This is a genomic window from Roseivirga misakiensis, from assembly GCF_001747105.1.
Lineage (GTDB): Bacteria > Bacteroidota > Bacteroidia > Cytophagales > Cyclobacteriaceae > Roseivirga > Roseivirga misakiensis.
In genome coordinates this window covers 546,956-572,999 of sequence record NZ_MDGQ01000003.1, presented here as the reverse complement: position 1 = coordinate 572,999, position 26,044 = coordinate 546,956, and the positions used below count along the sequence as shown (strand labels likewise).

The 26,044-nt window shown below is 40.8% G+C and carries 29 protein-coding genes; 16 read left to right on the top strand and 13 right to left on the bottom strand.

The window, feature by feature from the left end:
• Positions 1 to 38: 38 nt before the first annotated feature.
• The 4 genes from BFP71_RS02890 to BFP71_RS02875 all read left to right on the top strand — a co-directional run bounded on the left by BFP71_RS02890 (position 39) and on the right by BFP71_RS02875 (position 4,920).
• Positions 39 to 824, top strand: a complete 786-nt coding sequence (locus BFP71_RS02890) for an ion transporter (RefSeq protein ID WP_069833941.1) — start codon at positions 39 to 41, stop codon at positions 822 to 824.
• Entirely contained in the window at positions 817 to 2,265 is a 1,449-nt protein-coding gene (locus tag BFP71_RS02885) for a spermine/spermidine synthase domain-containing protein (protein ID WP_069833940.1), read from the top strand. Before BFP71_RS02890 ends, BFP71_RS02885 begins: the two co-directional genes overlap by 8 nt.
• A 15-nt stretch (positions 2,266 to 2,280) precedes the next feature.
• A complete protein-coding gene (locus tag BFP71_RS02880; protein WP_069833939.1) occupies positions 2,281 to 3,792 on the top strand; it encodes an FAD-dependent oxidoreductase in 1,512 nt (503 codons plus the stop codon).
• 93 nt (positions 3,793 to 3,885) lie between these two features.
• Entirely contained in the window at positions 3,886 to 4,920 is a 1,035-nt protein-coding gene (locus tag BFP71_RS02875; RefSeq protein WP_069833938.1) for a hypothetical protein, read from the top strand.
• Positions 4,921 to 4,952: 32 nt separating this feature from the next.
• Here the strand turns inward: BFP71_RS02875 and BFP71_RS02870 are convergent, their stop codons facing one another.
• From BFP71_RS02870 to BFP71_RS02840, 6 genes are all read right to left on the bottom strand, one after another.
• Positions 4,953 to 6,491 carry a polyamine aminopropyltransferase gene (locus tag BFP71_RS02870; RefSeq protein ID WP_069833937.1) on the bottom strand — a complete coding sequence of 513 codons (1,539 nt, stop codon included), beginning with the start codon at positions 6,489 to 6,491 and terminating at the stop codon, positions 4,953 to 4,955.
• 38 nt (positions 6,492 to 6,529) lie between these two features.
• Positions 6,530 to 7,390: a DUF350 domain-containing protein gene (locus BFP71_RS02865; protein ID WP_069833936.1), complete on the bottom strand. Its 861-nt coding sequence runs from the start codon at positions 7,388 to 7,390 to the stop codon at positions 6,530 to 6,532.
• A 22-nt stretch (positions 7,391 to 7,412) separates the two neighbouring features.
• Complete coding sequence (locus tag BFP71_RS02860) at positions 7,413 to 8,174, bottom strand: hypothetical protein (RefSeq protein WP_069833935.1); 762 nt, start codon at positions 8,172 to 8,174, stop codon at positions 7,413 to 7,415.
• Between the two features lie 76 nt (positions 8,175 to 8,250).
• Complete coding sequence (locus BFP71_RS02855; RefSeq protein WP_069833934.1) at positions 8,251 to 8,793, bottom strand: DUF4178 domain-containing protein; 543 nt, start codon at positions 8,791 to 8,793, stop codon at positions 8,251 to 8,253.
• A 421-nt stretch (positions 8,794 to 9,214) separates the two neighbouring features.
• Positions 9,215 to 9,922 (bottom strand): PspA/IM30 family protein, encoded by a 708-nt coding sequence (locus tag BFP71_RS02845; protein WP_069834546.1) that lies wholly within the window; start codon positions 9,920 to 9,922, stop codon positions 9,215 to 9,217.
• A gap of 10 nt (positions 9,923 to 9,932) precedes the next feature.
• Positions 9,933 to 10,328 carry a YbjN domain-containing protein gene (locus BFP71_RS02840; protein ID WP_069833932.1) on the bottom strand — a complete coding sequence of 132 codons (396 nt, stop codon included), beginning with the start codon at positions 10,326 to 10,328 and terminating at the stop codon, positions 9,933 to 9,935.
• 231 nt (positions 10,329 to 10,559) lie between these two features.
• On the opposite strand from BFP71_RS02840, the gene BFP71_RS02835 reads away from it, so the two are divergent.
• Genes BFP71_RS02835 through BFP71_RS02810 form a run of 6 tightly spaced genes read left to right on the top strand, consistent with a single transcriptional unit; the run spans position 10,560 to position 14,839 of the window.
• Positions 10,560 to 11,345 (top strand): LexA family transcriptional regulator, encoded by a 786-nt coding sequence (locus BFP71_RS02835; RefSeq protein ID WP_069833931.1) that lies wholly within the window; start codon positions 10,560 to 10,562, stop codon positions 11,343 to 11,345.
• A gap of 53 nt (positions 11,346 to 11,398) precedes the next feature.
• A complete protein-coding gene (locus BFP71_RS02830) occupies positions 11,399 to 11,680 on the top strand; it encodes an ATP-dependent Clp protease adaptor ClpS (RefSeq protein ID WP_088124899.1) in 282 nt (93 codons plus the stop codon).
• A gap of 29 nt (positions 11,681 to 11,709) precedes the next feature.
• Positions 11,710 to 12,315, top strand: coding sequence for a recombination mediator RecR (gene recR, locus BFP71_RS02825; RefSeq protein WP_069833930.1), 606 nt, complete (start codon positions 11,710 to 11,712; stop codon positions 12,313 to 12,315).
• Positions 12,316 to 12,329: 14 nt separating this feature from the next.
• The gene (locus BFP71_RS02820) at positions 12,330 to 13,520 is read left to right on the top strand and encodes a pyridoxal phosphate-dependent aminotransferase (protein ID WP_069833929.1); all 1,191 of its coding nucleotides are present in this window, start codon (positions 12,330 to 12,332) and stop codon (positions 13,518 to 13,520) included.
• Complete coding sequence (locus BFP71_RS02815) at positions 13,521 to 14,516, top strand: bifunctional heptose 7-phosphate kinase/heptose 1-phosphate adenyltransferase (RefSeq protein WP_069833928.1); 996 nt, start codon at positions 13,521 to 13,523, stop codon at positions 14,514 to 14,516.
• Complete coding sequence (locus tag BFP71_RS02810) at positions 14,516 to 14,839, top strand: cupin domain-containing protein (protein ID WP_069833927.1); 324 nt, start codon at positions 14,516 to 14,518, stop codon at positions 14,837 to 14,839. The genes BFP71_RS02815 and BFP71_RS02810 overlap by 1 nt, the downstream gene beginning before the upstream one ends.
• A 40-nt stretch (positions 14,840 to 14,879) precedes the next feature.
• Here BFP71_RS02810 and BFP71_RS02805 read toward each other — a convergent pair whose 3' ends face one another.
• From BFP71_RS02805 to hemE, 3 genes are all read right to left on the bottom strand, one after another.
• Complete coding sequence (locus tag BFP71_RS02805) at positions 14,880 to 15,122, bottom strand: hypothetical protein (RefSeq protein WP_069833926.1); 243 nt, start codon at positions 15,120 to 15,122, stop codon at positions 14,880 to 14,882.
• Positions 15,123 to 15,154: 32 nt separating this feature from the next.
• Positions 15,155 to 16,471 carry an amidohydrolase gene (locus BFP71_RS02800; RefSeq protein ID WP_069833925.1) on the bottom strand — a complete coding sequence of 439 codons (1,317 nt, stop codon included), beginning with the start codon at positions 16,469 to 16,471 and terminating at the stop codon, positions 15,155 to 15,157.
• Between the two features lie 66 nt (positions 16,472 to 16,537).
• Positions 16,538 to 17,587, bottom strand: coding sequence for a uroporphyrinogen decarboxylase (gene hemE, locus BFP71_RS02795; protein ID WP_069833924.1), 1,050 nt, complete (start codon positions 17,585 to 17,587; stop codon positions 16,538 to 16,540).
• 227 nt (positions 17,588 to 17,814) lie between these two features.
• On the opposite strand from hemE, the gene sdaAA reads away from it, so the two are divergent.
• Entirely contained in the window at positions 17,815 to 18,714 is a 900-nt protein-coding gene (gene sdaAA / locus BFP71_RS02790; RefSeq protein WP_069833923.1) for an L-serine ammonia-lyase, iron-sulfur-dependent, subunit alpha, read from the top strand.
• A gap of 4 nt (positions 18,715 to 18,718) precedes the next feature.
• On the opposite strand, the gene BFP71_RS02785 is transcribed toward sdaAA, so the two are convergent.
• The 3 genes from BFP71_RS02785 to upp are packed head-to-tail and all read right to left on the bottom strand — an operon-like array spanning position 18,719 to position 20,762.
• Complete coding sequence (locus BFP71_RS02785) at positions 18,719 to 19,168, bottom strand: hypothetical protein (protein WP_069833922.1); 450 nt, start codon at positions 19,166 to 19,168, stop codon at positions 18,719 to 18,721.
• 2 nt (positions 19,169 to 19,170) lie between these two features.
• Entirely contained in the window at positions 19,171 to 20,112 is a 942-nt protein-coding gene (locus tag BFP71_RS02780) for a calcium/sodium antiporter (protein ID WP_069833921.1), read from the bottom strand.
• Positions 20,113 to 20,120: 8 nt separating this feature from the next.
• Positions 20,121 to 20,762 (bottom strand): uracil phosphoribosyltransferase, encoded by a 642-nt coding sequence (gene upp / locus BFP71_RS02775; protein ID WP_069833920.1) that lies wholly within the window; start codon positions 20,760 to 20,762, stop codon positions 20,121 to 20,123.
• Positions 20,763 to 20,853: 91 nt separating this feature from the next.
• On the opposite strand from upp, the gene BFP71_RS02770 reads away from it, so the two are divergent.
• The 4 genes from BFP71_RS02770 to obgE all read left to right on the top strand — a co-directional run bounded on the left by BFP71_RS02770 (position 20,854) and on the right by obgE (position 24,017).
• Entirely contained in the window at positions 20,854 to 21,768 is a 915-nt protein-coding gene (locus tag BFP71_RS02770; protein ID WP_069834544.1) for a M20/M25/M40 family metallo-hydrolase, read from the top strand.
• A gap of 33 nt (positions 21,769 to 21,801) precedes the next feature.
• Entirely contained in the window at positions 21,802 to 22,347 is a 546-nt protein-coding gene (gene hpt / locus BFP71_RS02765; protein WP_069833919.1) for a hypoxanthine phosphoribosyltransferase, read from the top strand.
• Positions 22,348 to 22,383: 36 nt separating this feature from the next.
• Positions 22,384 to 22,962 carry an adenylate kinase gene (locus BFP71_RS02760; RefSeq protein WP_069833918.1) on the top strand — a complete coding sequence of 193 codons (579 nt, stop codon included), beginning with the start codon at positions 22,384 to 22,386 and terminating at the stop codon, positions 22,960 to 22,962.
• Between the two features lie 62 nt (positions 22,963 to 23,024).
• Positions 23,025 to 24,017: a GTPase ObgE gene (gene obgE, locus BFP71_RS02755; protein WP_069833917.1), complete on the top strand. Its 993-nt coding sequence runs from the start codon at positions 23,025 to 23,027 to the stop codon at positions 24,015 to 24,017.
• Positions 24,018 to 24,094: 77 nt separating this feature from the next.
• Here the strand turns inward: obgE and BFP71_RS02750 are convergent, their stop codons facing one another.
• Positions 24,095 to 25,216 carry a DUF2911 domain-containing protein gene (locus BFP71_RS02750; protein WP_088124846.1) on the bottom strand — a complete coding sequence of 374 codons (1,122 nt, stop codon included), beginning with the start codon at positions 25,214 to 25,216 and terminating at the stop codon, positions 24,095 to 24,097.
• A 232-nt stretch (positions 25,217 to 25,448) separates the two neighbouring features.
• Here BFP71_RS02750 and BFP71_RS02745 point away from each other — a divergent pair, with 232 nt between their 5' ends.
• Positions 25,449 to 26,042 carry a nucleotide exchange factor GrpE gene (locus BFP71_RS02745; protein ID WP_069833915.1) on the top strand — a complete coding sequence of 198 codons (594 nt, stop codon included), beginning with the start codon at positions 25,449 to 25,451 and terminating at the stop codon, positions 26,040 to 26,042.
• The last annotated feature ends 2 nt before the right edge of the window (positions 26,043 to 26,044 follow it).

Genomic DNA, 26,044 nt, shown 5'->3' with positions numbered 1-26,044 from the left:
AGAGCCACCAAAGGCTTATAAATCTTTATCTTTCTGAAATGAGTAAGGCAACGAAACGTAAAATTCTAAAAACACTCGATCGAGCAGAAGAGGCAGACACCTTAAGTAAACGGTTTGACATGTTGATTACGACATTGATTCTACTCAATGTTGCTGCCGTTATTATCGAAACGGTAGATTCTATTCATGATCAGTATAGCCTTTACTTTCATTACTTCGAGGTCTTTTCAGTTGTTGTATTTAGCATAGAATATGTAATCAGGCTTTGGGCTTGTACAGTATTAGAAAAATATAAGCATCCTGTTTTTGGACGGATCAAATACATGTTCTCGGCCTCAGCTATTATCGATCTTTTAGCTATTCTGCCTTTCTACCTACCGTTTGTTTTAAATCATTCAGATGGACGGATTGTTAGAATTTTAAGATTGGCTAGGTTAGTCAGAATCTTTAAGTTAGGCCGATACTCTCAAGCTTTGACACTGATTTCAGACGTGATTAGAAAGCGAAGAGAGGAGTTAATCGTTTCGCTGACTTTGCTCATTATCATGTTGATATTTGCTTCAACACTGATGTATTACATTGAATATGAGCCTGATAAACCAGGTTTTCAGAGCATTCCAGAAACCATGTGGTGGGGTGTAGCTACACTAACTACCGTTGGTTATGGAGACGTTTATCCAGTAACGGCCCTAGGCAAACTCCTTGGTGCGGCTATAGCCATTATGGGAGTCGGTCTTTTTGCGTTACCCGCAGGTATAGTGGCTGCTGGATTTGAATCGGAGCTTAGAAACAGAAATAAAAAGAATAAGGGTCAGGATGAGTAATGTCTTCAAGGGCAACGTGATGATAGCTGGATGGAGCCTTGTTGGCTATTGCCTCGGCTATCCCGTGTTACTTGCAAATTACTTTTATGAGAAACCGCTGATCGATATTTTTGGCTATTTGTTCATTTTCTTCAGTGGTATATTCTTGACCAGAAAGTTTCTTCAAAAATGGTCTGGACTTCGGTACATGGCCATCGCACTGATAATATTGCCATTAGCTTGGCTTAAACTCGATTACTGGCTTTATTCCACACTTTATTCGCCTCAATTTATACTCTACTTAGAACTTCTATTGTTGAGTGTTTCAGCTTATGCTTTGTTCCGATATCCTATTGTACCTAAAGCACCCAAGTGGACGCTTTTAGTCTTGGTGCCGTTTTTTCTTTTCGGGTTTTTACTGAGCTTCTTTTCTAAAGAACATAGCTTTTCAGAAATGTTGGTGCTCTTTTTTGCAACAGGTTTAATAGCTCATTATTGGGAAGTAAAAAGGTCTATTGCTGTAGTTACTGCTCATGGTGCGATAACATTTTTAATTGGTTCAAACTTTTTTGATCCTCCCAAATTCTTTGAAACCCAGTCAAATTTTCATGACAAGGTCGTTTACTCCTATACCACTGATATTCAGCGGGTGGATATTACGGAATGGAAAGGAGATCATTGGTTTTATGCCGATGGTGTGAACCAGTTTAGCTCAATAGACGCTTGGCTTTTTTATGAACCTTTTGCATTTCCAGTGTTGAACTTGGTTTCAGATGTAAATGAAGTTTTAGTAGTAGGTGGGGAGAATGGCATGTTGGTTAATGAGCTTTTTAAAGCGGGCTTGGAGCATATTGATCAAGTACCGATCGATGGGAAACTCTTGGAATTGGCGTCGGAGGAGGAGTTGTTTTTGAGATATAACCGAGAATACCCAGCCGACAAAAAAGCACAGGTCGTGGCCAGTGATATTTTTGATTATTTGAATTCGAGTAACCGAAAGTATGATATCATTTTTTTAGATGTGGCGGATCCGATCGATATAGAAAGGAACCAGTTTTTCACTCAGGAATTTTACGAGTTAGTTAGTAGAAATTTGACCATTAAAGGCTTGGTGGTGACGCAGTCAGGCAGTCCATACTTCGCCACCGAGGCTTACGATATTGTATTAAAGACAATGGAAGCAGCAAACTTGAATGTTGTTTCCTACCACAATCAAATCTTGACACTGGGTGAATGGTCTTGGGCTATTGGATCAGCTAACATGGGTAAATCAGATATGAAAAGCCGATTGGCGAAAAGTAAATTTGAGCAATACCCTACCAAATGGTTAAATCAAGAGGCGATGCAAATGATGTTGAGTTTTGGTAAGCCTTCAAGAAAAACTGAAGCTTTAAAAATCAATACAATTAAAGACCCCGTCTTGTACAAATATTATTTAAATGGAAATTATGGCTTCAAATAGCGAGGGACTGAACCTATGAAAAGAAGGAAGTTTATCAAACTATCGTCACTGGCTACTTTGCCGATTATTCTGCAATCATGTGATTGGGGTGACGACAAAAATGGTTTTCCGATTTCCGTTGACACAGATATACACACTGGGCATTTGATTTTCAAAAGTCAGGACTTTCAAAAAACCAACACCATCAATGTAGAAACCGTGATAGTGGGTGGTGGAATCGCAGGTTTAGGGGCAGCATTTACGCTAAAAGATCAAGACTTTATGCTCTTCGAGCTTTCAGAAAGGCTTGGTGGCACCTCTTCTTTTTCCGAAGTAGGAAATACCACATTTGCTCAAGGAGCACACTATGATTTAGCATACCCATCTAATTATGGGCAAGATGTCTTGTCACTTCTGGAAGAATTGAAAATTATTGAATTCCAATCTTGGAAGGACAGTTGGAGTTTTAGGGACAAACAGTATATCATCTCGAATGCTAGAAAAAACATTTGCTTTGAAGCAGGTAAGTTCAGAGGAGATGTTTTAAAGGATGGTGAGGAGAAAGAGAAATTTCAACAAATTCTTAGGCCTTTCTACGGGCAAATGGTGATGCCAACCACAAATATTGAGGCAAAGCACCAATCTTTAAACGACATGAGCTTTTTTGACTTTTTAAGTACTCAAATGAGCTTGTCACCTGATTTTAAACGTGGACTGGATTATCATATGCTCGATGATTGGGGAGGAACAACAGAGCAGGTTTCGGCACTTGCTGGAGTTCACTATTTTACTTGCAGGCCATATGAAACCCAAGTTGTAGACCTTTTTTCACCGCCAAGCGGTAATGGTTATTTCATCAAAAAAATGGCTGGTAAACTCCCTAAAGAGCGCTTACAAACGAATCAATTGGTGAAATCTATCCGAAAAGTGGCCGATGGTTTTCAAACTGAGGTAATTGATGTTGAAAAAAGTCTTGTGAAAACCATTACCTCCAAAAACGTGGTTTACGCAGGCCAAAAGCATGCACTTAAGTACATCATGCCAGATCAATATGAATTCTTTCAAGACAATGATTATGCACCTTGGCTGGTATTGAATTTTGTATTGACCGACGCGCTTGAGAAGAAAGGTTATTGGCAAAATGAGATGCTGATGGAAGATGAGACTTTTATGGGCTTTGTGGATTCGGATATGCAAGAGACCGATGATACTAGTAACCGTGTTTTGACGGCATATTATTGTTTGCCCCCATCGGTAAGAAATGATTTAAAAAATGTAGAGGCTAACCGTGAAGTGATCGTCGCAAAGACACTGGGTTACTTGAATCAATACTTTGATCAAGATCTTGAGGGTTTAATTGAGCATGTAAATATCAAGGTAATGGGTCATGCCATGCCTATTCCAAAGCCAGGCTATCTTTTCTCCGATAAGAATAAGAATCGTCTTCATAAAAACATGACTTTTGCCGGAGTGGATAATGCCAGGCTTCCACTACTTTTTGAGGCGCTGGACTCAGGAATTCAAGCAGCAAATCTACTAGGGGAATAGTTTCGTTAAGCGGATTTTTTCGCTGATGAAAATACCCAAAGAGAACATCCTAATGCTTATCTTGAAGATGCTTTTAAACCAAAATTTTGAAGTATGTATTTCAGTGCCCGAATATCAATTGACCCATCCCAGCTCACGAAAATTGAGCGAGTTGAGCCTGATGAAATGTTCAGGAAGTTTCTACACTATGTTACCGCTGGAGCTACCTCAAAAAAGGTAGAGCATGAGACTTTTACCACGGTTTCAGTGCTACAACAAATGAATCGGCTTTTTTGGGAAATCGATATCAATAATATCATTCGGCTCTCTCACGATGACATAGATATTTACTATGATAAAGAAGGTAAGAAAGACGACTTAAAGGATGCTCTAGATGCCTATGAACTCACGGTCAATGATGCCATGTCTCACCATTTCAAAACGCTACACATGGTGTTGGAGCATGAGGACAACAACTTTGTCTACCTGATTGAAATTGATATAAATCGAATACATGCAGTGGGGGTGTACCCAATTGAGATCAAAGTAAATGCTTTGATGAAAGAATTTAGAAAGCGAGAGGGAGAAGATGAGGAAAGCGTAAAGGCAAAAATGAAAACGCGTTTTTCTGGACAAGATGTGCTCGATCAATTTGTACAAGAGCAACACTTAGCTTTTGAGACATTCATCAATGACCTTGGTTTAAGGGTCAGAAAGCACATGAAGATCGATGACGTAAAGATTCAAATTGACAAACGTGTGGTTATGCCAAAAGCCAAGGATAGAAAGCCTGTCTTTAAAGGAAGAAGGAAAAACCCGACACGGGAATACGATCCTGTTTTTGATGGCTACCATGGTTTTGGTGATATTTTACTCTATAGCTTTCTATGGTCGACCCTACTTCACGATCATCATATGCATGTGAGCGATGTGACTTTGGTAGGGGATAACGCCGATGTTTTGGGATCAATCGGAGCCGAAGGAATTGATGCTGGCGATGCGGATTTGTTCAATGCCGATATGGATTTCGATTCCATTGGAGCCGATAGCTTAGGTGATGTTGGTGGGTTTGACGCTGTAACCGATGCTGGTGCAGATAGTAGTTGGTTTGACTTTGGCGATATCGACGTAGGTGGTTTTGATATCTAATTGGCCAAAAAGGGGGCTATAAAAGGCTCAGATTAATAAAGGTCCCACTTCCCTTTTAAGTAGTACTTGTACAAAACTGGATTGTGAATTCGATTGGTTTCCACCGGTTTATCATCATCTGGGAATACCTTCTTCCCAAAAGAGGTCATTAAGGTCATTGCCTCAGTGTTTAGCCACTCAGTGGCAATTCCTTCAAAACTAAGACTTTGAAGTGCCCGTTTTACCGCGCTCTTTTCTCCATCTTTTACGCCAAGTACCCATCCCCATTCTCCGAGTGTCACTACCTGATTGTGAAGCGGTACTGTAGTAAATCCAGCTTCGGTCATGGTCTGATCTATGCAGTTAAACGCTCTGGCTGCGTAGTATGGAGAGCCAGCTTGGGTTGTAATTACGCCATTGGGCCGCAGGTGATTATGGCATAGCTGATAAAATTCATAAGAATAAAGCCTTCCTAATTCAACTGTTTTAGGGTCTGGTAAATCTATGATTACCGCGTCATAATACTGATCGTTGGCCTCGAGCCAAGTGAAACCATCGGCATTTATGATTTCAACTTTTGGGTCGTTCAACGAGTTTTGGTTCATGCTCACCAACCAGTCTTGAGATTGCCCTAGTTCTGTCATTCGGGGATCTAAGTCCACCAAAGTAATTTTTTCAACAGAAGGGTATTTTACGATTTCTCGAACAGCACCACCATCGCCGCCACCCATAACTAAAATGTGCTTTGGGTTTTTCAGTAAGCCCATGACCGGGTGTACTAGTGGCTCGTGATACATAATCTCATCTATCGAGCTCAATTGCTGATTGCCATTGATGAAAAGCCAATGTGCTTCTTTGGATTGAGTAATAACAATGCGCTGATACTTCGTCTGTTCTGAAAAAACAACCCTATCCTTATACCTGAGTTCTTCCCCAAAGTCAATGATACTTTTTGCCCAAATGGCGCCGGCACTAATAATCAATATAACACCAGCTATGAGTCCGATAAGTCTAGATCGGTACTTGGTATCTATGGACCTCCAAAGGACATAAATTAAAAGACAAGCGACTAAAAAGTTGATACTCCCGAGGATAAACGGGGTATAAGTAAGGCCTAAATAGGGTAGGCCGATAAAGGCGAAAAAGACGCCGCCAAGCAAACTGCCATAGTAGTCTTTCTCCATAACTGAGGATACGTTTATCTTCAGTTCCTCGTGCTCATCGTTTAGCCGCATAACAATGGGAATTTCCATGCCGATTAGTAGGCCAACAAGAATACTCATACCATAGATTATCACCGTATTGTCTCCATAGTAAGCTGAAGAGAGGTAGGTGATGACCGAAACGAATGCTGTTAAAAGGGATAAAGTAAATTCTATATAGATAAATCTTTGAAGCAGGTCGCCCGATATATAGCGGCTTATCCTACTTCCTAATCCCATAGAAAAAAGCATAATGGACACGATCATTGTCCATTGAAAAACAGAATCACCTAAAAAGTAAGTGGCAAGTGTCGAAAGGACGTATTCGGCTACTATACCAGAAAGTCCTGTCGCAAATAGGGCTAACTTAAGTATGTTCGATTTCGACATTTAAAGGAGTTCTCCTCTGGTGAGGATTATCAAGAAAATTATAGGGCCCAAGTAATTAGCACAGAGCCACCGATATAGGCGAATGCTTCAACTAGCGCCGCACCTTTATTTGGGTTTTCTTGGTTCACGATTTCGTCTGTTAACTTTCTGCCTGGAAGCAGGATCTTATCAGTAAGTAAACGTGCCAATGGTAAGAAAGCAAGTCCGATGGCAACGTCAATTGCTACGTCTTCTACTGTTATCAACCAACTTTCAAAATCATGCATGAGGGCAAACCGAATCAAATTCGCGATAGCGACCATCGCACCCGCCATTGCTATGCCTACTGCTACATTATCTTTTTCAATTTCATCGTGTACATCATATGGAGTAATGGCGCTGTATACTTTCGCTGTGATATAAAGTAATACTTGACCTAATAACCAGTACAGCACCCCTGTCACGATCGGTCCTCCAAAACCATGGCCTTCACCATGAATAGCCCCTAATACGATTAAACCTGTAGCTACAGCATTGGCTCCTTCAATCACGCCTGTACCTACATTCCGATCTTCAAGAATTTCCTTTTTTACACTGAACTTGTTGAGGATTAGTTTGTCGTTAATAAGCAGTGATAGGTTCAAAAGAACGATGGTCAAAAGACCGTAAACACCCATGTCCATTAAATCCAACTGCCATCCATTGGATTCTCCATAAACAGCAGCGCCCAGTGCAATCACTAGGCCGATATAGTAGCCGACATAGGCTACCGAAAAAGCAAAATTGTCTCGTACAACAAGTTCCTCCGCAACTTTGATTTTTGGGTGAAAGAGTTGATAAGCTACTTTGCCAATGTAAAAGAGAATAAAAGAAGCAGCTAAGTATAAAATTGAATAGATTATTCCGTCAAGGTATTCCATAATAGTCAGTGTAGATTGAAGCTTATTTTCCGAACCCTCCGCCTCTAGAACGAGAGCTTGATCCGCCGTATCTGGACGATGATCTTGATGTTCTCGAACTCGAAGTACTGGACCTTGAAGTTCTGCTGTTTACTCGATTTTTGAAATTAGAGCGGTTACTGCTCCAAGTAGAATTTGGTTTAGAAGTTCTATTATAATTACTGTTGGTACCATAATAGGATCCGCCAGTAGTGGTTCTTGGGCCATAATAAGAGCGACCTCTTCCGTAATAATTACCTCTATAATCGTTGTAGTAAGACCTGTTTACAGGGTAAGTAAACATTCTAAACATCGAAGACATGAAAGCATATTTTCCATAAAATTCCCAGAAACTACCCCCATCTCTTTGGACCCATTGCCCGTATTTTTCGTTGCCTACATAGTTATTATAACCTGGAGGGCTAACATCCTTAACAAGTTTTCCATCTTCCCCTCTAGAAGCGAGTTCCATGCCCATGTCATCGACATGTTTCTTGAATTGGTTTTCAGAAACTTGCATCCACTCCGTAACTCTCTCTTCTGGTTGGCCCGGAGTTTTTTCTTCAATTATACGATATTGATGAAAGTAGTCTTCGAAGAAGTTACCCTCAACATTCATGTCATATAATTCAACAGAGAAAACTCTGTCAGTCGGCATGTCTCGGATAATATCGTCTAAGGGGTCTTTAACGAATTTTTCTCTTCCACCACAGCTCGTTACAAAGACGAGTAGTAAAAGAAGAGAAGCTGTTTTTATGTATTTCATAAATTTGAATTCTTGCTTATTTGTGCTGCAGATTCAGGTATAAATAGACAAGTTAGGGAAAACCTGTCAGACAACCCTATGCATCTGGGGTGATATTCGATATCTCGAAATGTTGAATGACATTACCTGCAGAAGCTTCAAAGTTGCGTTCGTCCCATTGGGTAATAGAAATGCACAAAGTTTCTTCCTCATTTAAGTAGTCATAACTTATAAGTTCTTCCCATTCGGAGCTCTTAGCCGTAACATCATTAAAATAGCCAGCAGAATCTTCGTCTAAAAAGTACTTTGTTCCTTGATACATCAGTTCGGCAGGAGCCTCTTTCTTACGAATCTCTTCTCGAATTCCATCACCAAGTTCTTGAATTTTAATGGATTTGGTGACGCTAATGTCTAAGTCACCATTGTCAGAAACGCTTAAGTAAGCCACCTCGTCACCAGAGTCTATCTTGTATTCTTTAGTGAATACATTTTTCCCCCAATCGTATTGGTAGACCTCTTTCACAACCCAACTTTTTAAGTTGTAGTCAAACACAAACCCTTCATCTAGGTCATTCACACTTAAGTTAGTGACATCGTATTTTGGTTCTTGCTTCTTTTTTAGAAAATCAAATACTCCCATGTTAGTCGATAAATACTTTTCTGATTAGATAGAGGATTCCCAAACCAATTAATAATATGATGCCGATTTTGAATAGGAAACTAAAAAGGAATCCAAAAACAAAGACAATAACTATTATAGCCAGAATGGCCCGAATTAAATTTCCCATATAACTTAAACTTCTCATCTCACTGATTTAAATACTGATTAATTTGTATAGATAGCGCCGTCATACTGCTGCCATAAAGTACTGGCACCAGAACAGCCCTTGAGGCAATCGTCTTTAGCCGGCTTCTCATTTCTATTCTCCTTCCTGTGACCTGCCAGATCGATAGAAGGGCGACTACAATACCAATTGTGAGACTTATATACTTTGAGTTATTTGACTTTTGAGCAATCATGACCGAGGATTGTTTTTGGTTGAAGGAAAACTAAGAATGGATTACTCCATTCCTAGTTTGTTTTTTAGGGCAGCCAAGCTGTCTGAAGCTTTAGCTTGGTTTTCGCCTCCCTCTAATGCTTTATCGATTTCGTCATCAATCGACTTGCTTTCGTTAGCTATTTCACCGTAAGACTCAGCTAAAGCTTCATCTTGAGCAACTTTATCCTTCATGCGCTCCAGCATAGTAACAGTGCTTGAAGAATCGATTTGAGCCATTTGCTTATTCAACTTTTTAGTGGCTTCGCTAACTTTTACACGAGCTTTCAAAGTTTTTAACTCATTTTCGTACTTACTGATCGTAGATCGAATTTTCTTAACATTCTGATCTAGTTGACCAATGTTTCCTTCGAATCTGTTTACCTCTTCTTGAGACCTTTTAGCCTGCTCTAATTCTTCCTCTTTCTTTACTAAAGCTTCGCTAGCTAATCTATCTGCGTCAGCAGCTTCTAAGTCGCCATTTTGAGCTTTCTTCAAAAGAAGCATCGCCTTGTTTTCGTAATCTTTGGCTTTGTTCTTAGAAGTCTGTAGATCGTTTCTAGATCGAATAGCCATGGCTTTTACCTCAGCCAGTGCTTTTAAACTTGAGTCAAGGTCCTTTTTTAAATCTCTGATGCCCTGCTCAGTTAATTTGATTGGGTTTTCTAATTTATCTAGGGCCGAGTGCGTCTCTGCCTGACCCATCTTGAAAATTCTTTTGAATACGTTCATATCTATGTTTTTATTTTTCTGCAACTTTTAATAATTCGTCTGAGTGTTCGCTCAGTACTAAGGCCAATGAGTTAAAAGAGGCCTCTAATTCATTCAGGTCTAAGTTTTCTAGTTGTAAAGTATCCCTGAAAATCACACGTTTACCCGTTTCATCTACGACAAATGCACCATGTACCATGTCTCTGTTTTTCTGAAGCAAATTAAGGTAAGTGGCCGCGGACGTATCGCCTAAGTTGACGAGTGACTGTTCTATAATGAGTAAAGGTTCTTCCACGCCAAGTACCAAATTCTTGATACCGTCTTCTTCGCTTTCGATGACCATTAGACCGTCAGATTCATCTTCCATGAGAATTGAGAAGTCTAGGTCGAGTATGTAGTTTTTTACTTTTTGAAAATGATTATTCATTCTTGAGTTGATTTTGTTGTTCGTTTTATGATAACATCAAATTTAAAAATTTAAGGTTACCCTGAGTTTAAGGTTTCAGAGAATTGGAGGGTCTCTGAAACTTTTGATTTGATGCCGCTGGGGCGTATTTTTAATCATGACCGTTTATGTTTTGAATTAATTACTCTATGTTTACGATACAAAGATGTAAAAAGTTTTAGATATGCTCAAAATATTAGCAATTATTTTTATATGTCGTTCATAGGTCAGAATATTAAGCGTATAAGAGCCGTTAGAAACCTGTCTCAGGCTAAATTTGCTGAGTTATTCAATTTGGCACGTCCGAGTGTTGGGGCTTATGAAGAGGGTAGGTCAGAGCCTAAAATCCAAACCGTCATAGATATTGCTCATTATTTTGGCTTATCCATCGATGTATTATTGACCAAAGAACTTACCGTAAAGGAACTCTATAGTTTCAATCTGGTCAATCAGAAGCTAGATGCGCTTCATCAAGGAGTTCCTGTTCAAAAGGTAACAAGTTCGGTAAGTTTAGTCGCTCAAAGTCAACAGTTAGATTATCTCGTCAATTATCAGAAAAGAGATTACTTAGAAGGTCTACCAAAATGTGAATTACCTTATATATCAAAGCATAGATTAAGACTATTTGAAATGATCGGTGATCACATGGTTGTAGATCAACAGGGGATTCACCATGGTGACTATCTACTTTGTGAAAAATTCGATAATAATTCAGAATTGAAACCAACTGTTGGGGAGGTACTCTTAGCGGTTACTAAAGACCTGATTGTAGTAGGTAGAATTGAATCGGAGGAGTCGCTCGTCTTAATACCAGATAATACCAACTTTAAACCGATTACCATAGTTGACGATCGCTTGTTAGAACTTTGGCATGTAAAAAGTAAGCTCAGTCAAAAACTTAATTCACCACAAAAAATGGAAGTTAAAGTCCATTCGGTTGAGGAGCAATTGAAATCTCTAATGCAGCGAATGGAAAATATAGAAAAGAATAACCAGTAGTGCTGGTTGGCTTGACTGCCGAAATTTTAGTAAATTTGACAAAATTCTAAATGATGCAAATGAATTATCAAGAAGAGGAGGCAGTGGAATTATTAGAGGTTGCCGTTGAAGACGATCTTTGTGATTTAGTTGTTTTCAATGATGATGTGAATACATTTGAGCACGTATCGAACATCCTTATTAAGGTTTGCAAGCATTCAGCAGAACAGGCAGAACAATGCACACTCCTGATTCACTATAAAGGGAAGTGCACCGTGAAAACTGGTTCTTTCGCTGAGTTAAGACCAATGTGCGAAAACATATTAGACGCTGGCATTACTGCCACAGTCATGTAATTCTCTCCCTATAATCATTACTTAAGACGTTGAATTTTCCTCCAAAACTTGTCGATAACGCAATAGAGGAGATATCTAAGCTGCCGGGAATTGGTAAGAAGACGGCCCTACGGTTGGTGCTTCATTTACTAAAACAGGATCAGCAAACCACCCAAAATTTATCGGAATCGCTAACTAGGCTGCGCGAGCAAACACAATATTGCAGTACTTGCCATATTATTTCCGATACTTCTGACTGTACTTGTAAAACCATAAAAAGAGAGTTGAATACAATCTGTGTGGTTCAAGATACCCCCGATGTAATTGCGATTGAAAATACCGCACAGTACCGTGGCTTGTATCATGTGCTTGGTGGTGTGATTTCACCCATAGAGGGAATAGGCCCAGATGAGTTGAATATTGACACTTTAATTAATCGGATAAAAGATAGTGAGCCAAAAATAGAAGAGGTAATTTTGGCGCTTAGCCCTACCATGGAGGGAGACACTACTGCCTTTTATCTGACCAAGAAGTTGAAGGAATTTGGTGTGAAAATCACTTCTATAGCAAGAGGTATACCGATAGGCGGAGAGCTTGAATTTGCCGATGAGGTAACTTTAGGTAGAAGTATAATGACTAGAACGAACTACGAATAAATCCAAAGATTGAAATGCTTTCAGATCGCGTAAAAAATATGGCCGAGTCAGCTACGCTGGCAATGGCAGCTAAAGCTAGAGAATACAAATCACGAGGGATAAACGTGATTAGCTTAAGTTTGGGAGAGCCAGACTTCAAAACGCCAAAGCACATTCAGGAAGGTGCTAAAGGGGCCATTGACGAGGGAAAATATTTTGCTTACCCTCCAGTTAATGGTTACGCCGATTTAAGAGAAGCCATCTGCGATAAATTCAAAAGAGAAAATGGCCTTGATTATGGTCCAAATCAAATTGTAGTATCTAATGGGGCGAAACAATCCATAGCGAATGTTTTCCAGGCCATCATCAATGAAGGCGATGAGGTAATCGTATTTGCACCGTTTTGGGTGAGCTATTCAGCTTTGATTGAATTGGCAGGAGGTGTACCAGTCCTAATTAGTGGCGACATTACAACAGACTTTAAAGTAACAGCTGATCAATTGGCTGCCGCTTTTACCGCTAAAACGAAGGCCGTCATATTTTCATCTCCATGTAACCCTACAGGCTCAGTATTTACGAAAGATGAGCTAATACCAATCTCAGAAGAGATACTCAAGCACGAGAATGTTGTGGTAGTGGCAGACGAGATTTATGAACATATTAACTACACTGGCGCACATGCAAGTATAGGAACCCTACCGGGAATGCTGGAAAGAACAGTGACTGTGAATGGTATGGCAAAAGGTTTTGCTATGACTGGCTGGAGGGTCGGCTATATAGGAGCACCTCTTTGGCTAGCCAAGGCTTGTAACAAAGTACAAGGTCAATTCACTTCTGCTAATTGTGGTATTGCCCAAAGAGCAGCTTTAACAGGGTTAACTTCCGATTTAGGCCCTACAAAAGAAATGGCCAAAGAGTATTTCAGAAGAAGAGATTTGGTCAAAGAACTACTTGATGAGATTCCGGGCTTTAAGACCAATGTTCCTCAAGGAGCTTTTTACTTTTTCCCCGATATCAGTGCTTACTTTGGTAAAACTGATGGTGAAACCACCATCAACAATGCGAGTGATTTAAGTATGTTTTTGCTTGATCATGCCCATGTTTCACTAGTTACAGGCGAAGCTTTTGGAGACCCTAATTGCATTAGGCTTTCTTACGCGGCCTCTGAAGAAGATTTGCGCGAAGCGATCGCTAGAATAAAAAAGGCACTATCTAAACTGTCGTAAATGAGTTTCTCCAACGCCAAATCACTTTTTAATGTCTTCGACAAGCTGAAAATACTTGTGATAGGCGATGTAATGGTAGATTCATATATATGGGGAAGTGTAAGTAGAATATCCCCTGAGGCACCAGTACCTGTGGTATTAGCAGAGAAAAAAGAGAAGAGATTGGGAGGTGCTGCCAATGTGGCTCTAAATGTTCAGGCTTTGGGTGCTACACCCATACCTTGTGCAGTGGTTGGAGATGATCTAGATGGTAAGTTTTTTCTAGATCGTTTAGAGGAGCGAGGAATTCCGGGAAAAGGAATGATTATCAGTGCAGAGAGAAGCACGACCGTGAAAGAACGAGTACTTTCAGGAGCACATCAATTACTTCGAGTAGATACTGAAACCGATAAGGAGTTAAGTAAAATAGAGCAAAAGAGCCTCTTGGCTCATATCAAGAACCTACTTCCAGAATGCGATGCCGTGATCTTCGAAGATTACGATAAAGGGGTGATTAATAAGAAAATCATATCAGAAACAATCGCTGAGGCGAATAAGCTCAATATTCCAACAGTTGTTGATCCGAAAAAGAAGAACTTTTTAGACTATAAAGGTGTCACGCTTTTCAAACCAAATTTAAAAGAGCTGAGAGAGGGTTTGGAAATAGAATGCGATCCAACCAATCTAGCATCTGTGAAATCAGGAGCAAAGGAACTTCAGGATAGGCTGGATGCTAAAATGGTGATGGTTACGCTTTCGGAACACGGCGTATTCATGAAGGATAACGGTGATACTCATCTTATACCTGCCCACATAAGACAGATTTCTGATGTTTCTGGAGCAGGAGACACCGTTATCAGCATTGTGGCATGTGGATTAGCTGCAGGCTTAGATGCTAAAAGAACTGCCGCATTGGCTAATTTAGGAGGGGGGCTCGTCTGTGAACACGTAGGTGTGGTTCCCGTAAACAGAAATGACTTAGCCGCCGAAGCTGACGAACAAAACCTCTTTGACTGATGCCATTTATTAATTTAGAAGATATAGCATCAAGAGAATTACTCCCTGGCTTTTCTGTTAAAATGATTCATTCAGAGAAGATGACGTTGGCCTATTGGGATATTAAAGCGGGTAGCGTACTTCCTGAGCATAGTCACCCACACGAACAAATTGCAGCACAGGTTATATCAGGCGAGTTTGAATTGATTTTAGATGGTCAATCTAAAGTTATGAAGTCAGGTGATGTAGCAGTTATTCCTTCAAACATGGTACATAGCGGAAAGGCCATCACCGATTGCCAACTTTTAGATGCTTTCAGCCCTGTGCGAGAAGATTATCTCTAGAAAGTATTGAGAATTTAGTAAGACAAATTACTTACACTCACTACCTAATATTGTTATTTTTTTTGTTGTAGATCATCGTGGCTATTCCAATACAAGCCAGAAGTCCAAAGAATATCATGGTAGAGACTAGGATGCCTCTCTTCAAATCATAATTCTTATCGATTACTTCGTCTAGAATGCTCAACTGGAAGATATTTAAAACAACGAATCCGATAGAGATCAATATACCAATGGTTTGAAACTTTTTTGATGTCAGGGTTAGTACAATCTTATCTTTATCCATAATTCCTTTGCTTAATTTTTAAAGGCGTTGTTTTAATTCCTTTTCTCCCCATAATCAACCGCCATTCTACTCAAAAGTTTAATGCCGTTTAGCAAGCCAGAGTCATCTACATAAAAGTCAGGCGTATGATGTGGTGCAGCCGTAGAAGGGTCTTGACCCTTTTTCATACCACCAATGAAAAAGTAAAGCCCAGGAATTTGCTCTTGAAAGAACGAAAAATCTTCAGCACCTGTGATGGCGTCCATATTTGATTCAACGTTATCGGCACCGGCTACTTCAATAAAAGTATCGGCCATCATAGCGGTCAAATCAGGGTCATTATAGGTGACTGGGTATCCCTTATTAATCGTTAGTACAGCTTCGGCACCGTTACTTTCTCCAGTATTCTTTACAATTCTTTCAAACCTATCGAAAAGCGTTTGTCTCATGCCAGCATCAAGGGTTCTGATGGTGCCTACAAGTTCAACTTCTTCCGGAATAATATTACTTCTAACGCCTCCTTCTACTTTACCGAAAGTCAAAACAGCCGCTGCTTTTGTAAGGGGTAAACTTCTACTCACAACTGTTTGGGCATTGTTAATGATTTGAGCTGCCGTAACGATTGGGTCTACACCAGTCCAAGGAGTAGAGCCATGAGTTTGAACACCTTTGATTTTAATGCTGAAACTGTTGACAGCCGCCATAATACCAGCTGATCGATAGCGAACCTTTCCTGCTTCCGTTTTAGAATTAATGTGTAAACCGAAAATGGCGTCCATACCTTTGGTCACGCCCTCTTTCACCATAAGCTCAGCACCGCCTTCTTCTCCTGGAGGAGCTCCCTCCTCCGCAGGCTGAAATATAAATTTGATGGTTCCTTTTAAGTCAGACTTTATTTCGCTCAATACTTCAGCCACACCCATCAAAATAGCCACATGAGTATCATGACCACAGGCATGCATTACAGGAACTTCTTCACCATTATATTCCCCAATTTGCTTAGAAGCCCAAGGAATATCTGCGCGCTCTTTTACGGGAAGCCCATCCATATCAGCCCTTAGGCCAATCACCGGACCCGGTTTTCCTCCTTTCAGAATACCTACTACACCAGTTTTTGCCACGTTTTCTTGAACGTCGAAACCAAGACTCTTTAAGTGTGCCGATACATAAGCCGCCGTTTTAAACTCTCGATTCGATAATTCTGCATTCTCATGTACCCAATGCCGCCAGTTGACAACTTTTGGTTCAACTTTCTTTGCCAGTTCGAGCACTTTCTCCTTCAGACTGGGTTTAGGATCGTTTTTGAAATTCGTGGAAGACAGCGCCGTTGTGAGTAAAATGGCTACTGCAATAGATAGGATTCGCTTCATCTTGTCTGCTTAAACACACAAAATAGCGGAATCGATTAAGAAGTAAAAAGAAAAACTCGCCAGAGACTAGTTGGAGGTACTGTGCATGACAGCGCTATACTCCTTAACCGTGTTAATAAACACCTTTACCTTTTCTGGGTCGGTATCCGGATAAACCCCATGACCGAGGTTGGCAATGTGTCTGCTTGGCCCAAAGCCGTCGAGCATCTTTCTAGTCGCAGTTTCTATTTCTGTGGTAGAACCGTATAGCGTACAAGGATCTAAGTTACCCTGCAAAGTCTTATTTTCCCCGATTAGGCGTCTGGATTCTTGAATATCCATATTCCAATCAAGCCCAACTGTTTGACAATTTAAGTGACGCATCTCTTGTCTGGCAAAATAGGCTCCCTTGGCAAATACAGTTACTGGAACTTCCTCAATGGCGTCGCAAATTTGAGCGATGTACTTCATTGAATATTTTTGGTAATGATCGGGAGGTAAAATGCCCGCCCAAGAATCAAATACTTGTACAATGTCTGCTCCTGCAGCAATTTGAGCTTTCAAATAATCAATAGTGCTGTCAGTGATGAGTTGTAATAGCTGATCGGCAAGGAGAGGCTCATTGTAGAGCATTCTTCTAGCTTTCGAAAAAGTTTTGCTTCCTTGACCTTCAATCATATAGCAGAAAATCGTCCAAGGCGCTCCTGCAAAACCGATCAATGGCACGCGACCATTTAATTCTTTCTTAGTGATTTTAATAGCTTCAAGAACATAGCCCAAATCAGACTCAACATCAGCTTTCCTTAGCTTGTTAAAATCGTCATATCCATTGACGGTTTCTGGAAACCACGGGCCCTTTTTTTCAACCATTTCGTATTTAAGCCCCATGGCTTCTGGGATCACCAAAATATCTGAGAATATAATAGCGGCGTCCACACCCAAAATATCCACAGGTTGGATAGTGACTTCCGCAGCTAGCTCGGGAGTCGTCACTAATTCTATGAAACCGCTAAGTGAATTTCTAACCGCTCGGTATTCTGGTAAAATTCGACCAGCCTGACGCATAAGCCAAACTGGAGTTCTTTCTGTTTTTTCACCTTTCGCCGCTCTTATTAGTAAGTCGTTTTGCAATTCCATGCGGCAAAGATAATGATAGTTTGATCTAATATATCGGCTCTTTCAGAATTGTGAATAGTCTTTTCGCACGCTCAATGTTGGAACACACGTTGGATATTAAACACATTAATCCAGCAATCGGATTCATCTTTAGATCAGTCGACAAGAAGACATGGATAAGATACAATTCACCGATTCAAATCAATCGTTTGCACAAAATGACTTAGCTTTGGACAAAAGAATTTGAGATGAGTTACTTGTTCGAAGACTTTAAGGGGTGGAAGGCTTACTGCATGGATAATGATATTTCATTACCGCAATCAGTCATTGAATATGAGGTTGACCAAAAGCAAGCCACGGAAGAGTTGATGTGGGTTGGTTTGGAGAATGCCTACAAAGTGATGAAGGAGGCCGTTCAAACAGGGTTGACAGAAGAAATGACTTCACGTTCTGGAATGATCAATAATGGCGCTAAGAAGGTTTTCAACTACCCAACGCCTGTATTATCAAAGGAATTTCAAGTGCTTATTTCAAGAGCATTGGCCGCAAAAGAGGTGAATTCCTGCATGGGCAGGGTAGTAGCTGCACCCACCGCGGGTGCTTCAGGTATTTTACCTGGTGTAATGGTTACTCTTCAAGAACTGCATGATTTGCCCGATCGCTCCATTATGGAAGGCCTTTTGGTTGGTGCCGGAATTGCCTTGATCATGGAAAAAAGAGCGTCTATAGCAGGAGCGGTTGGTGGATGCCAAGCGGAAACTGGAAGTGCTGCAGCGATGGGTGCTGGCGCTATGGTTTATTGCCTCGGGGGAAGTATTGATCAAGTTTTTAATGCCGTGGCCATTACCATACAATGCATGTTAGGTTTGGTTTGCGACCCTGTGGCAGGTTTGGTTGAGGTACCGTGCGTGGTCAGAAATGCTAGCGCGGCAGCTATTGCCAATAGCTCGGCACAAATTGCCTTGGCTGACGTGAGTGCTGTAATTCCGGTAGACGAATGCGTAGAAGCTATGGGTGAAGTTGGGCAAAGTATGGAAACTAGATATAAAGAAACTGCTTTGGGTGGTTTAGCGGCTACAAAGACGGGTCAGGCTATTTCTAAAAAAGTATTGATTCAGGATATAGAAATGCTGCCCGACGAGGAGTAGCAACTTAATGCGAACTTACTAGTCCCACATCCATTAACCAGTCTACAGAATAAGTCCATATAGTAGACCACATAATTCCGAAAAGTAGCATGTAGAAAAAGACCTGCTTACGTGGAGCGCCAACAGAAGAAACTAATAATGCCCCACCCGGCGGAGATAGAATCAGAGGTGTTAGAAAACAGACACCAACGATGCCGTATTTCTTCCAAATACGAACCATTCTCCTACTTTTTGGAGAAAACTTCTTGGGGTTTTTTATGAAAACAGGAATGACATGTTTTTTGATCTTTTCGCCTAAAAAAGTGAATAGCGTCACACTAGTCATTAATCCAGCAAGCGTAATCAAAATAATTTCCAGATTCGTCATTCCTACTTGAGGACCTAATACAGGTGGGAAAATTGATTTAAGACAGGCCAATAAAAATATGCCAATATAAGCCAGTACCTCCTCCATAGCTATTTCAGGATCATGAAGATGTAAAGACCATAAAAAGTCAGCAAGATGATCCCTGATAAGGTGCTCAATCTTCGTCGGAAAAGCATCAATGGAAGAATTCCTAAGGTTAAACCCAGCATCCAAATCAAATCATTGTCAATGATCATTGAATTCACACCGAGTCCGTGAACCATGCTCGTAATGCCGAGAATAGAAAGAATATTAAAGATGTTGGAGCCAAAAAGATTGCCCAATGCAAGATCCGTTTCTCCTTTTCTAGCTGCAATTATAGAAGTAGCGAGTTCTGGTAAGCTAGTGCCCAAAGCAAGCACGGTTAAGCCGATTACACGTTGGGAAACCCCTAAATCAGTCGCTAGAGATTCTGCTCCGCTGATAAACCAGTCTGAACCAAAATAAAGGCAAACACCTCCTAGGCCTATGTAAAGTAAGTCTTTTGCCTTATCAGCATTCGAATCCTTAGACCTGTCGTAAGTGACATCAAGTTTGATTTGATCCTTCTTTGTGATAACCAGCAAGTAGCCCAAGTAAGCGATTAGGCAAGAAAATAGAATGGCTCCTTCCCATAGAACTAAATCGCCATCTTTAGTAAAAAAGTATAGCAGAATCGAGGCAAGCATAGTGACCAACCAGTCTCGTCTGGCGGTGCCTTTTTGAATAGGTATATAACCGAATAGGCAAGCGGTACCGAGCACTAATGAGAGATTGGCAATATTCGAACCAACCACATTGCCCATCGCAAAGTCAGGTACTTCTTTAAAAGCCGCATTTAAACTGACCAGCATTTCAGGAGCAGAAGTACTAAAGGCTACAATCGTAAGGCCTACGATCATCGGGCTCACATCAAACCGCAAAGCAACTCTTGAAGCACCCTTTACCAGCACGTCACCGCCCAAAATGAGCGTCACTAGCCCAACAATTAAAATTAGAATATCCAACAACATCTATGGTACTATAATTTTGGCCCAAAAGCCAAGTCCCCTGCATCACCTAACCCAGGAATTATGTATGATTTTTCATTGAGTTTTTCATCTAGGGCACACGTCCAGATGCTGAAATCTAATGCTAAGTTTTCATTTATAAATTCGATTCCTTCAGGAGCGGCAATTACAGATGCTAAGTGTACACTTTTTGGTGCTCCATTGGCACTGAGACTTTCCACACTTTTAACAAGCGATTTTCCGGTGGCTAGCATTGGGTCTACAATGATCACAGTTTTACCCGTCAAATCAGGAGCGGCCAAGTAGTCAAGGTCCACGTCTATGGTCTCTCCGGCTTCCTTCCGCGCTGCACCAATAAAGCCCACTTCGGCATTATCAAATACAGAAACAAAACCTTCAGTAAAAGGAACAGCGGCTCGAAGAATGGAAATAATTACTAAGTCGTCCGATAAAGTATCGATTGAGGTTTCGGCCAAGCTGGTCTTAATTTTTTCGGGGGAATAGGATAGCTTTTTTGAGACTTCATAGGCCAATAAAGTACCGAGTCGCTTTAAGTTTTCTCTAAATCTAAGTCGATCATTCTGAATGCCTTCTGCCCTTAGTTGAGCCAAGAAGTTATTCGCTACCGATCGCTTTTCGTTGAGTACAAACATAGGTCAGGTTTCGAAAGGCAATTTATATTTTTCTATACTTCAACAACAACAAAGTGTTGCGTCTATCTTAATTTTACTTGAAATTATTTACATGGACTTTTCACTCTTAGATCAACTATGTGGAATTCATGCTCCTTCGGGAAATGAAGTGGGTATGAAAACTTTCCTTTTGGAATATATTAACCAGCATCAGGCAGAGTGGAAGGTGGTGCCAGAAATCCACGAAGGAGACTTATTTCAAGATGCTATAGTCTTGAAGTTTGGAAACCCGAAAACAGCGATTTTTGCCCATATGGATAGTATAGGGTTTACCGTCCGTTATCAAGATCAGTTGGTGCCGATCGGTGGGCCAAAAGCTGAAAGCGGTTATCGATTAGTTGGGCAAGATAGTCTGGGATTTATCGAATGCGAATTACTAGAAAACGACGGGGACTTGCATTATAAATTTCCTCGAGGAATAGACAGAGGGACAGAGCTAGTCTTTAAAAAGGATTTTCGCGAAACCGATGAATTTGTTCAGTCCTGTTATCTAGACAATCGTTTGGGTGTATTTAACGCGCTCAAGGTTGCCGAAACCTTAGAGAATGGCGTGATTGTCTTCTCGTGCTGGGAAGAACATGGTGGAGGTTCTGTTCCATACCTTGCTAAATATATTTATGAAGAATGGGGAGTGAGGCAAGCCTTAATTTCTGACATTACTTGGATTACAGAAGGGGTTGTACATGGAGAAGGCGTGGCTATTTCCATGCGCGACAGAAATGTCCCTCGAAGAAGTTTCATTGATAAAATAATAGCGATAGCTAGAGAAAGTGGTGTTGATTTTCAGTTGGAAGTCGAAGGGGCAGGTTCCAGTGATGGGCGCGAACTCCAAGTATCGCCATACCCTTTCGATTGGTGCTTCGTGGGCGCCCCAGAGGACAACGTACATAGTCCAGATGAAATCGTTCACAAACATGATATTGCCTGCATGATTGACCTCTATCGAGTGTTGATGCAAAAATTATAACTACCTTCTGTCGACCAATAATTTTCAAGCTGGGTGAATCATATTACAGTACATAACAAAACATTTGAGCCATTTCTTAGAGAAGACGAGATACAGCAGGCCGTCCAAGATATGGGCAAGCGAATTTCTTCTGATTATCATGGGAAATCGCCGCTTATTATTGGCGTTTTAAACGGAGCGTTTATGTTTTGTAGCGACCTTTTTAAAGAAGTATCTATACCCTGTGAAGTCACCTTTGTAAGGCTATCTTCATACGAAGGAACCAAGAGTACAGGAGAAGTTCGTACCGTTATGAATTTGCAGGAAGACGTATCTGGGCGAGACATTATCTTGGTGGAAGATATTGTAGATACAGGTCTCACGATGGAGAAAGCCCTCAAGTATTTTCATACACTAAATCCTAATTCAATCGAAATTGCCACGCTATTGGTCAAGCCCGATGCCTTGCAATGCGAGCTAGATATAAGGTATCGCGGTTTCGATATACCTGAGAAGTTTGTAGTCGGTTATGGGCTCGATTACGACGGGTATGGAAGGAATTTTAAAGATATTTATCAACTAAAGCAGGACCAAGTATAATCCTTATATTTGCAGCTTGTTAAATCCAATCAATTAATGATCAACATTGTATTATTCGGTCCTCCAGGTGCAGGAAAGGGAACGCAAAGCGAGAAAATAATTAACCAATTCGGGTTAAAACATATATCAACAGGAGATTTATTTAGAAAGCATTTAGGTGAGGGAACTCAGCTTGGTAAAGAGGCAAGATCCTACATGGATAATGGCAAACTAGTGCCAGATGAAGTGGTTATCGGCATGGTAGAGGACTTTCTGAATGACAATACAGGAGCCAAGGGTTTTATCTTCGATGGATTTCCAAGAACGGTGGCGCAAGCAGAAGCCTTGGATGTACTACTAGAAAAGCATCAAACGGCTATCGGCTGTATGGTTATGCTGGATGTACCGCAAGACGAACTGAAAAAGCGACTGTTAGAACGAGGTAAAACTTCAGGACGTGCTGACGATCAGAACGAAGAAAAAATCAACGTTAGAATTCAAGAATACACCAATAAGACCTTACCAGTGGCCACTTTCTACGAAGGTCAGGGTAAAACATGTAAGATAAATGGTGTGGGTACTATTGAAGGAATCTTTGCCGATATCTCAGAAGCGATCAGTTCGCATATGGCGTAATGCCGAATAAAAACTTAACTTGAAGATGACCCTAGGGTCATCTTTTTTTATTGATTCTAACAATGGCGAGTTCAAACTTCATAGATCACGTAAGAATATACTGTCGTTCAGGAAATGGCGGTCCAGGTGCTGTGAGTTTTCGAAGAGAAAAGCACGTGCCAAAAGGAGGTCCAGATGGTGGAAATGGTGGTCGTGGTGGTAATATAATCCTTAGAGGTAATACGCAACTTTGGACATTGCTTCACTTAAGATATCGCAAGCATGTAACAGCCGAAAATGGCGAAGGAGGAAGTGGCCAAAGAAGCTCGGGAGCTGATGGTAAAGATATTTACCTAGATGTGCCCTTGGGGACAGTAGCAAGATCAGAAGAAACAGGCGAAGTGCTTGTGGAAGTTACGGAAGAAGGGCAAGAGGTTATTTTATTACCTGGTGGAAGAGGTGGCTTGGGAAATGAGAATTTCAAAACAGCTACCAAACAGACACCGCGTTACGCTCAGCCTGGAGAAGAAGGTCAGGAAAAGCTATGTGTCCTTGAATTAAAACTTTTGGCAGATGTAGGGTTAGTAGGCTTCCCAAATGCCGGTAAGTCAACCTTACTTTCAGTGGTTTCTGCAGCCAAACCTGAGATCGCCGATTATCCATTTACAACACTAGTTCCGAATTTGGGCGTAGTGGCCTATCGCGATCATAAGTCTTTCGTGATGGCAGATATTCCCGGAATTATTGAAGGAGCAGCAGAAGGAAAAGGGCTCGGTCTTCGGTTTTTGAGGCATATAGAGAGAAATTCTATCTTACTATTCTTAGTGCCTGCCGATGCTGATGACATCAAAAAAGAGTACGAAATACTATTGGCAGAATTGAGGAAGTTCAACCCTGAACTACTCGATAAGAACAGAATTCTAGCCGTTTCAAAAAGCGATATGCTCGATGAGGAGTTAATAGAAGAAATCAAGCAAGATTTACCAGAGGGTGTCGATACATTGTTTATCTCTTCGGTAGTTCAAAGTGGACTACAAGAGTTGAAGGATAAAATTTGGAGTTTGATTAACGCTTAATTGACACTATTCAAAAAAGCCGCTTAGCACAACCAAAATAAGGTCGCTAAGCGGCTTTTTTAATGACTTAATTCTGGTTAAGGGTTAATGTCTTCCCCTTTTTCTAGCTTATTGATGAAGTTTTGAATCGCAGGGCCATTACCTGGAGGAAGGCCAGGATTATTTAAAGCCATACGCTCAAATTTCAGTGCCTTTTTAAAGTTGCCTTTAGCAGAATAGGCTCGGGCCAATCCGTGTTGTGCAAACACATTGTTTTCAAAACGTTTATTCATCTTTTCGAATAACGATAATGCACGATCATCTTCGTCCTTTGTCAGCAACTGGACGCCATAGTTGTAAAAGTTATTTGGTTGGGCCGTCGGGTGATCGACCATTTCATCCATGGCGGCATAAGCCTCTTCATTTTTGTTTGAAGCGAAAAGGATTTGCCCTTTTAAACCAAGGGTATTAGCGTTTTTCTGCAACGCGATCGCTTGATTTGCCCAAGTCAGTGCTTGATCTAACTGAATGTTATTGCTCGCCAAATACTGTGCTGCACTTAATGGACCTTGAAATCCAAAGCCAGCTGTGCTTCTTAATTCGTTTTTGGCATTTTCAACAACGATGTCATGAACGTCAAACGCTATATTGATCGGGAATCTCTTGTTTTCCCAATCCAAAACGAGGTTAGCTGAATTTGGAGTCAAATCAGCAAAGCTATAAGTCAAAGATTCAGTGAATGCATGATCAGCAGATTTGACCTTCACCCTTAAAGCATCTTCGGACTGTAGATAAAAATAACTACCCCAGGACGTCGTATTTTCAGAAAAGATAATCTCGGCATCACCGTTTTCGAAAACTGCAATGTGTAAGCCATAAGCTCCTGCGGCTAAATCTTTGCCCTCTACTTTTACATCGTGAGAAAAAGTAATCACAGTGTTTTCATTGGCACCAGCCCTCCACGGGTTATCACCTCCATTACCAAATCCAAGATTTGTATAACCATAAGGTACTAATTGACCCCAAATCTTACCCGTTCTGCCATTGACAGAAGGTCTAGAATAATTGACAGAGACTTTTGAAATACCGATTGTTTGGCTCACCTCAGCTGCTGGACTAGCAGCGCGGGGTACTGTTACGCTTCCCTGTGCCATTGCGCTTGTACCTGCAAATGCAAGCGCAACCATACATAGTAAGGAATAAATGTACTTGTGTTTCATAGTTGATTTTTGGTTTGTGAAAAATATATAAAGCCCCACTAAAAAATCCTTTGGATCGGAGGGGCGGGCGTTCTAATGTCCCTTAGACGAGTATTTCGGGCTTTTGGTTGTCCCCAATGATTAAAGGGTGATTTGAGTATGCGCCGATTTCGTGGCTGATCATGTCATATTGACACTTATTTGGCATTGGCAGTAAAATTGCTCAAGGCCAGAAAGTTTAGAATAAGCAAAAATGGCAAAAGATAAGGAGACGAAAGAAACGGTTGAAGAGACAACTAACGCAGCAACTGAAGAGCAAGTAGTCGATACTGCGGAAAACAGCGATTCAGAAGTTGATAATGATGCTGAATTGGAAGAGGAAGTAGAAGAATTGACAGCTGAGGAAAAGCTTCAAGTAGAATTGGCAGAAGCAAAAGATAAATATCTTCGTCTGTATTCTGAATTCGAAAACTTCAGAAGAAGAAATGCGAAAGAAAGAATCGAATTAGTCAAAACAGCTTCGGCTGACCTAATGACAGATTTACTGCCAACAATTGATGATTTCGAAAGAGCCAATCAAGCCAACGAAAAACAAGATGATGTTGACTCTCTAAAAGAAGGATTTAGCCTCATTCACAATAAAATATATAAGACGCTCGAAGGTAAAGGCCTGAAAGTGATGGAAACTAAGAAAGGAACTGATTTCGATGCTGATTTGCACGAAGCAGTGACTCAGTTTCCAGTAGAAGAGAAAAAGTTGAAAGGTAAAATCATTGATACCGTCGAAAAAGGATACTATCTGGGAGATAAGGTAATTCGTTTTGCAAAGGTGGTTATAGGTTCCTAAAA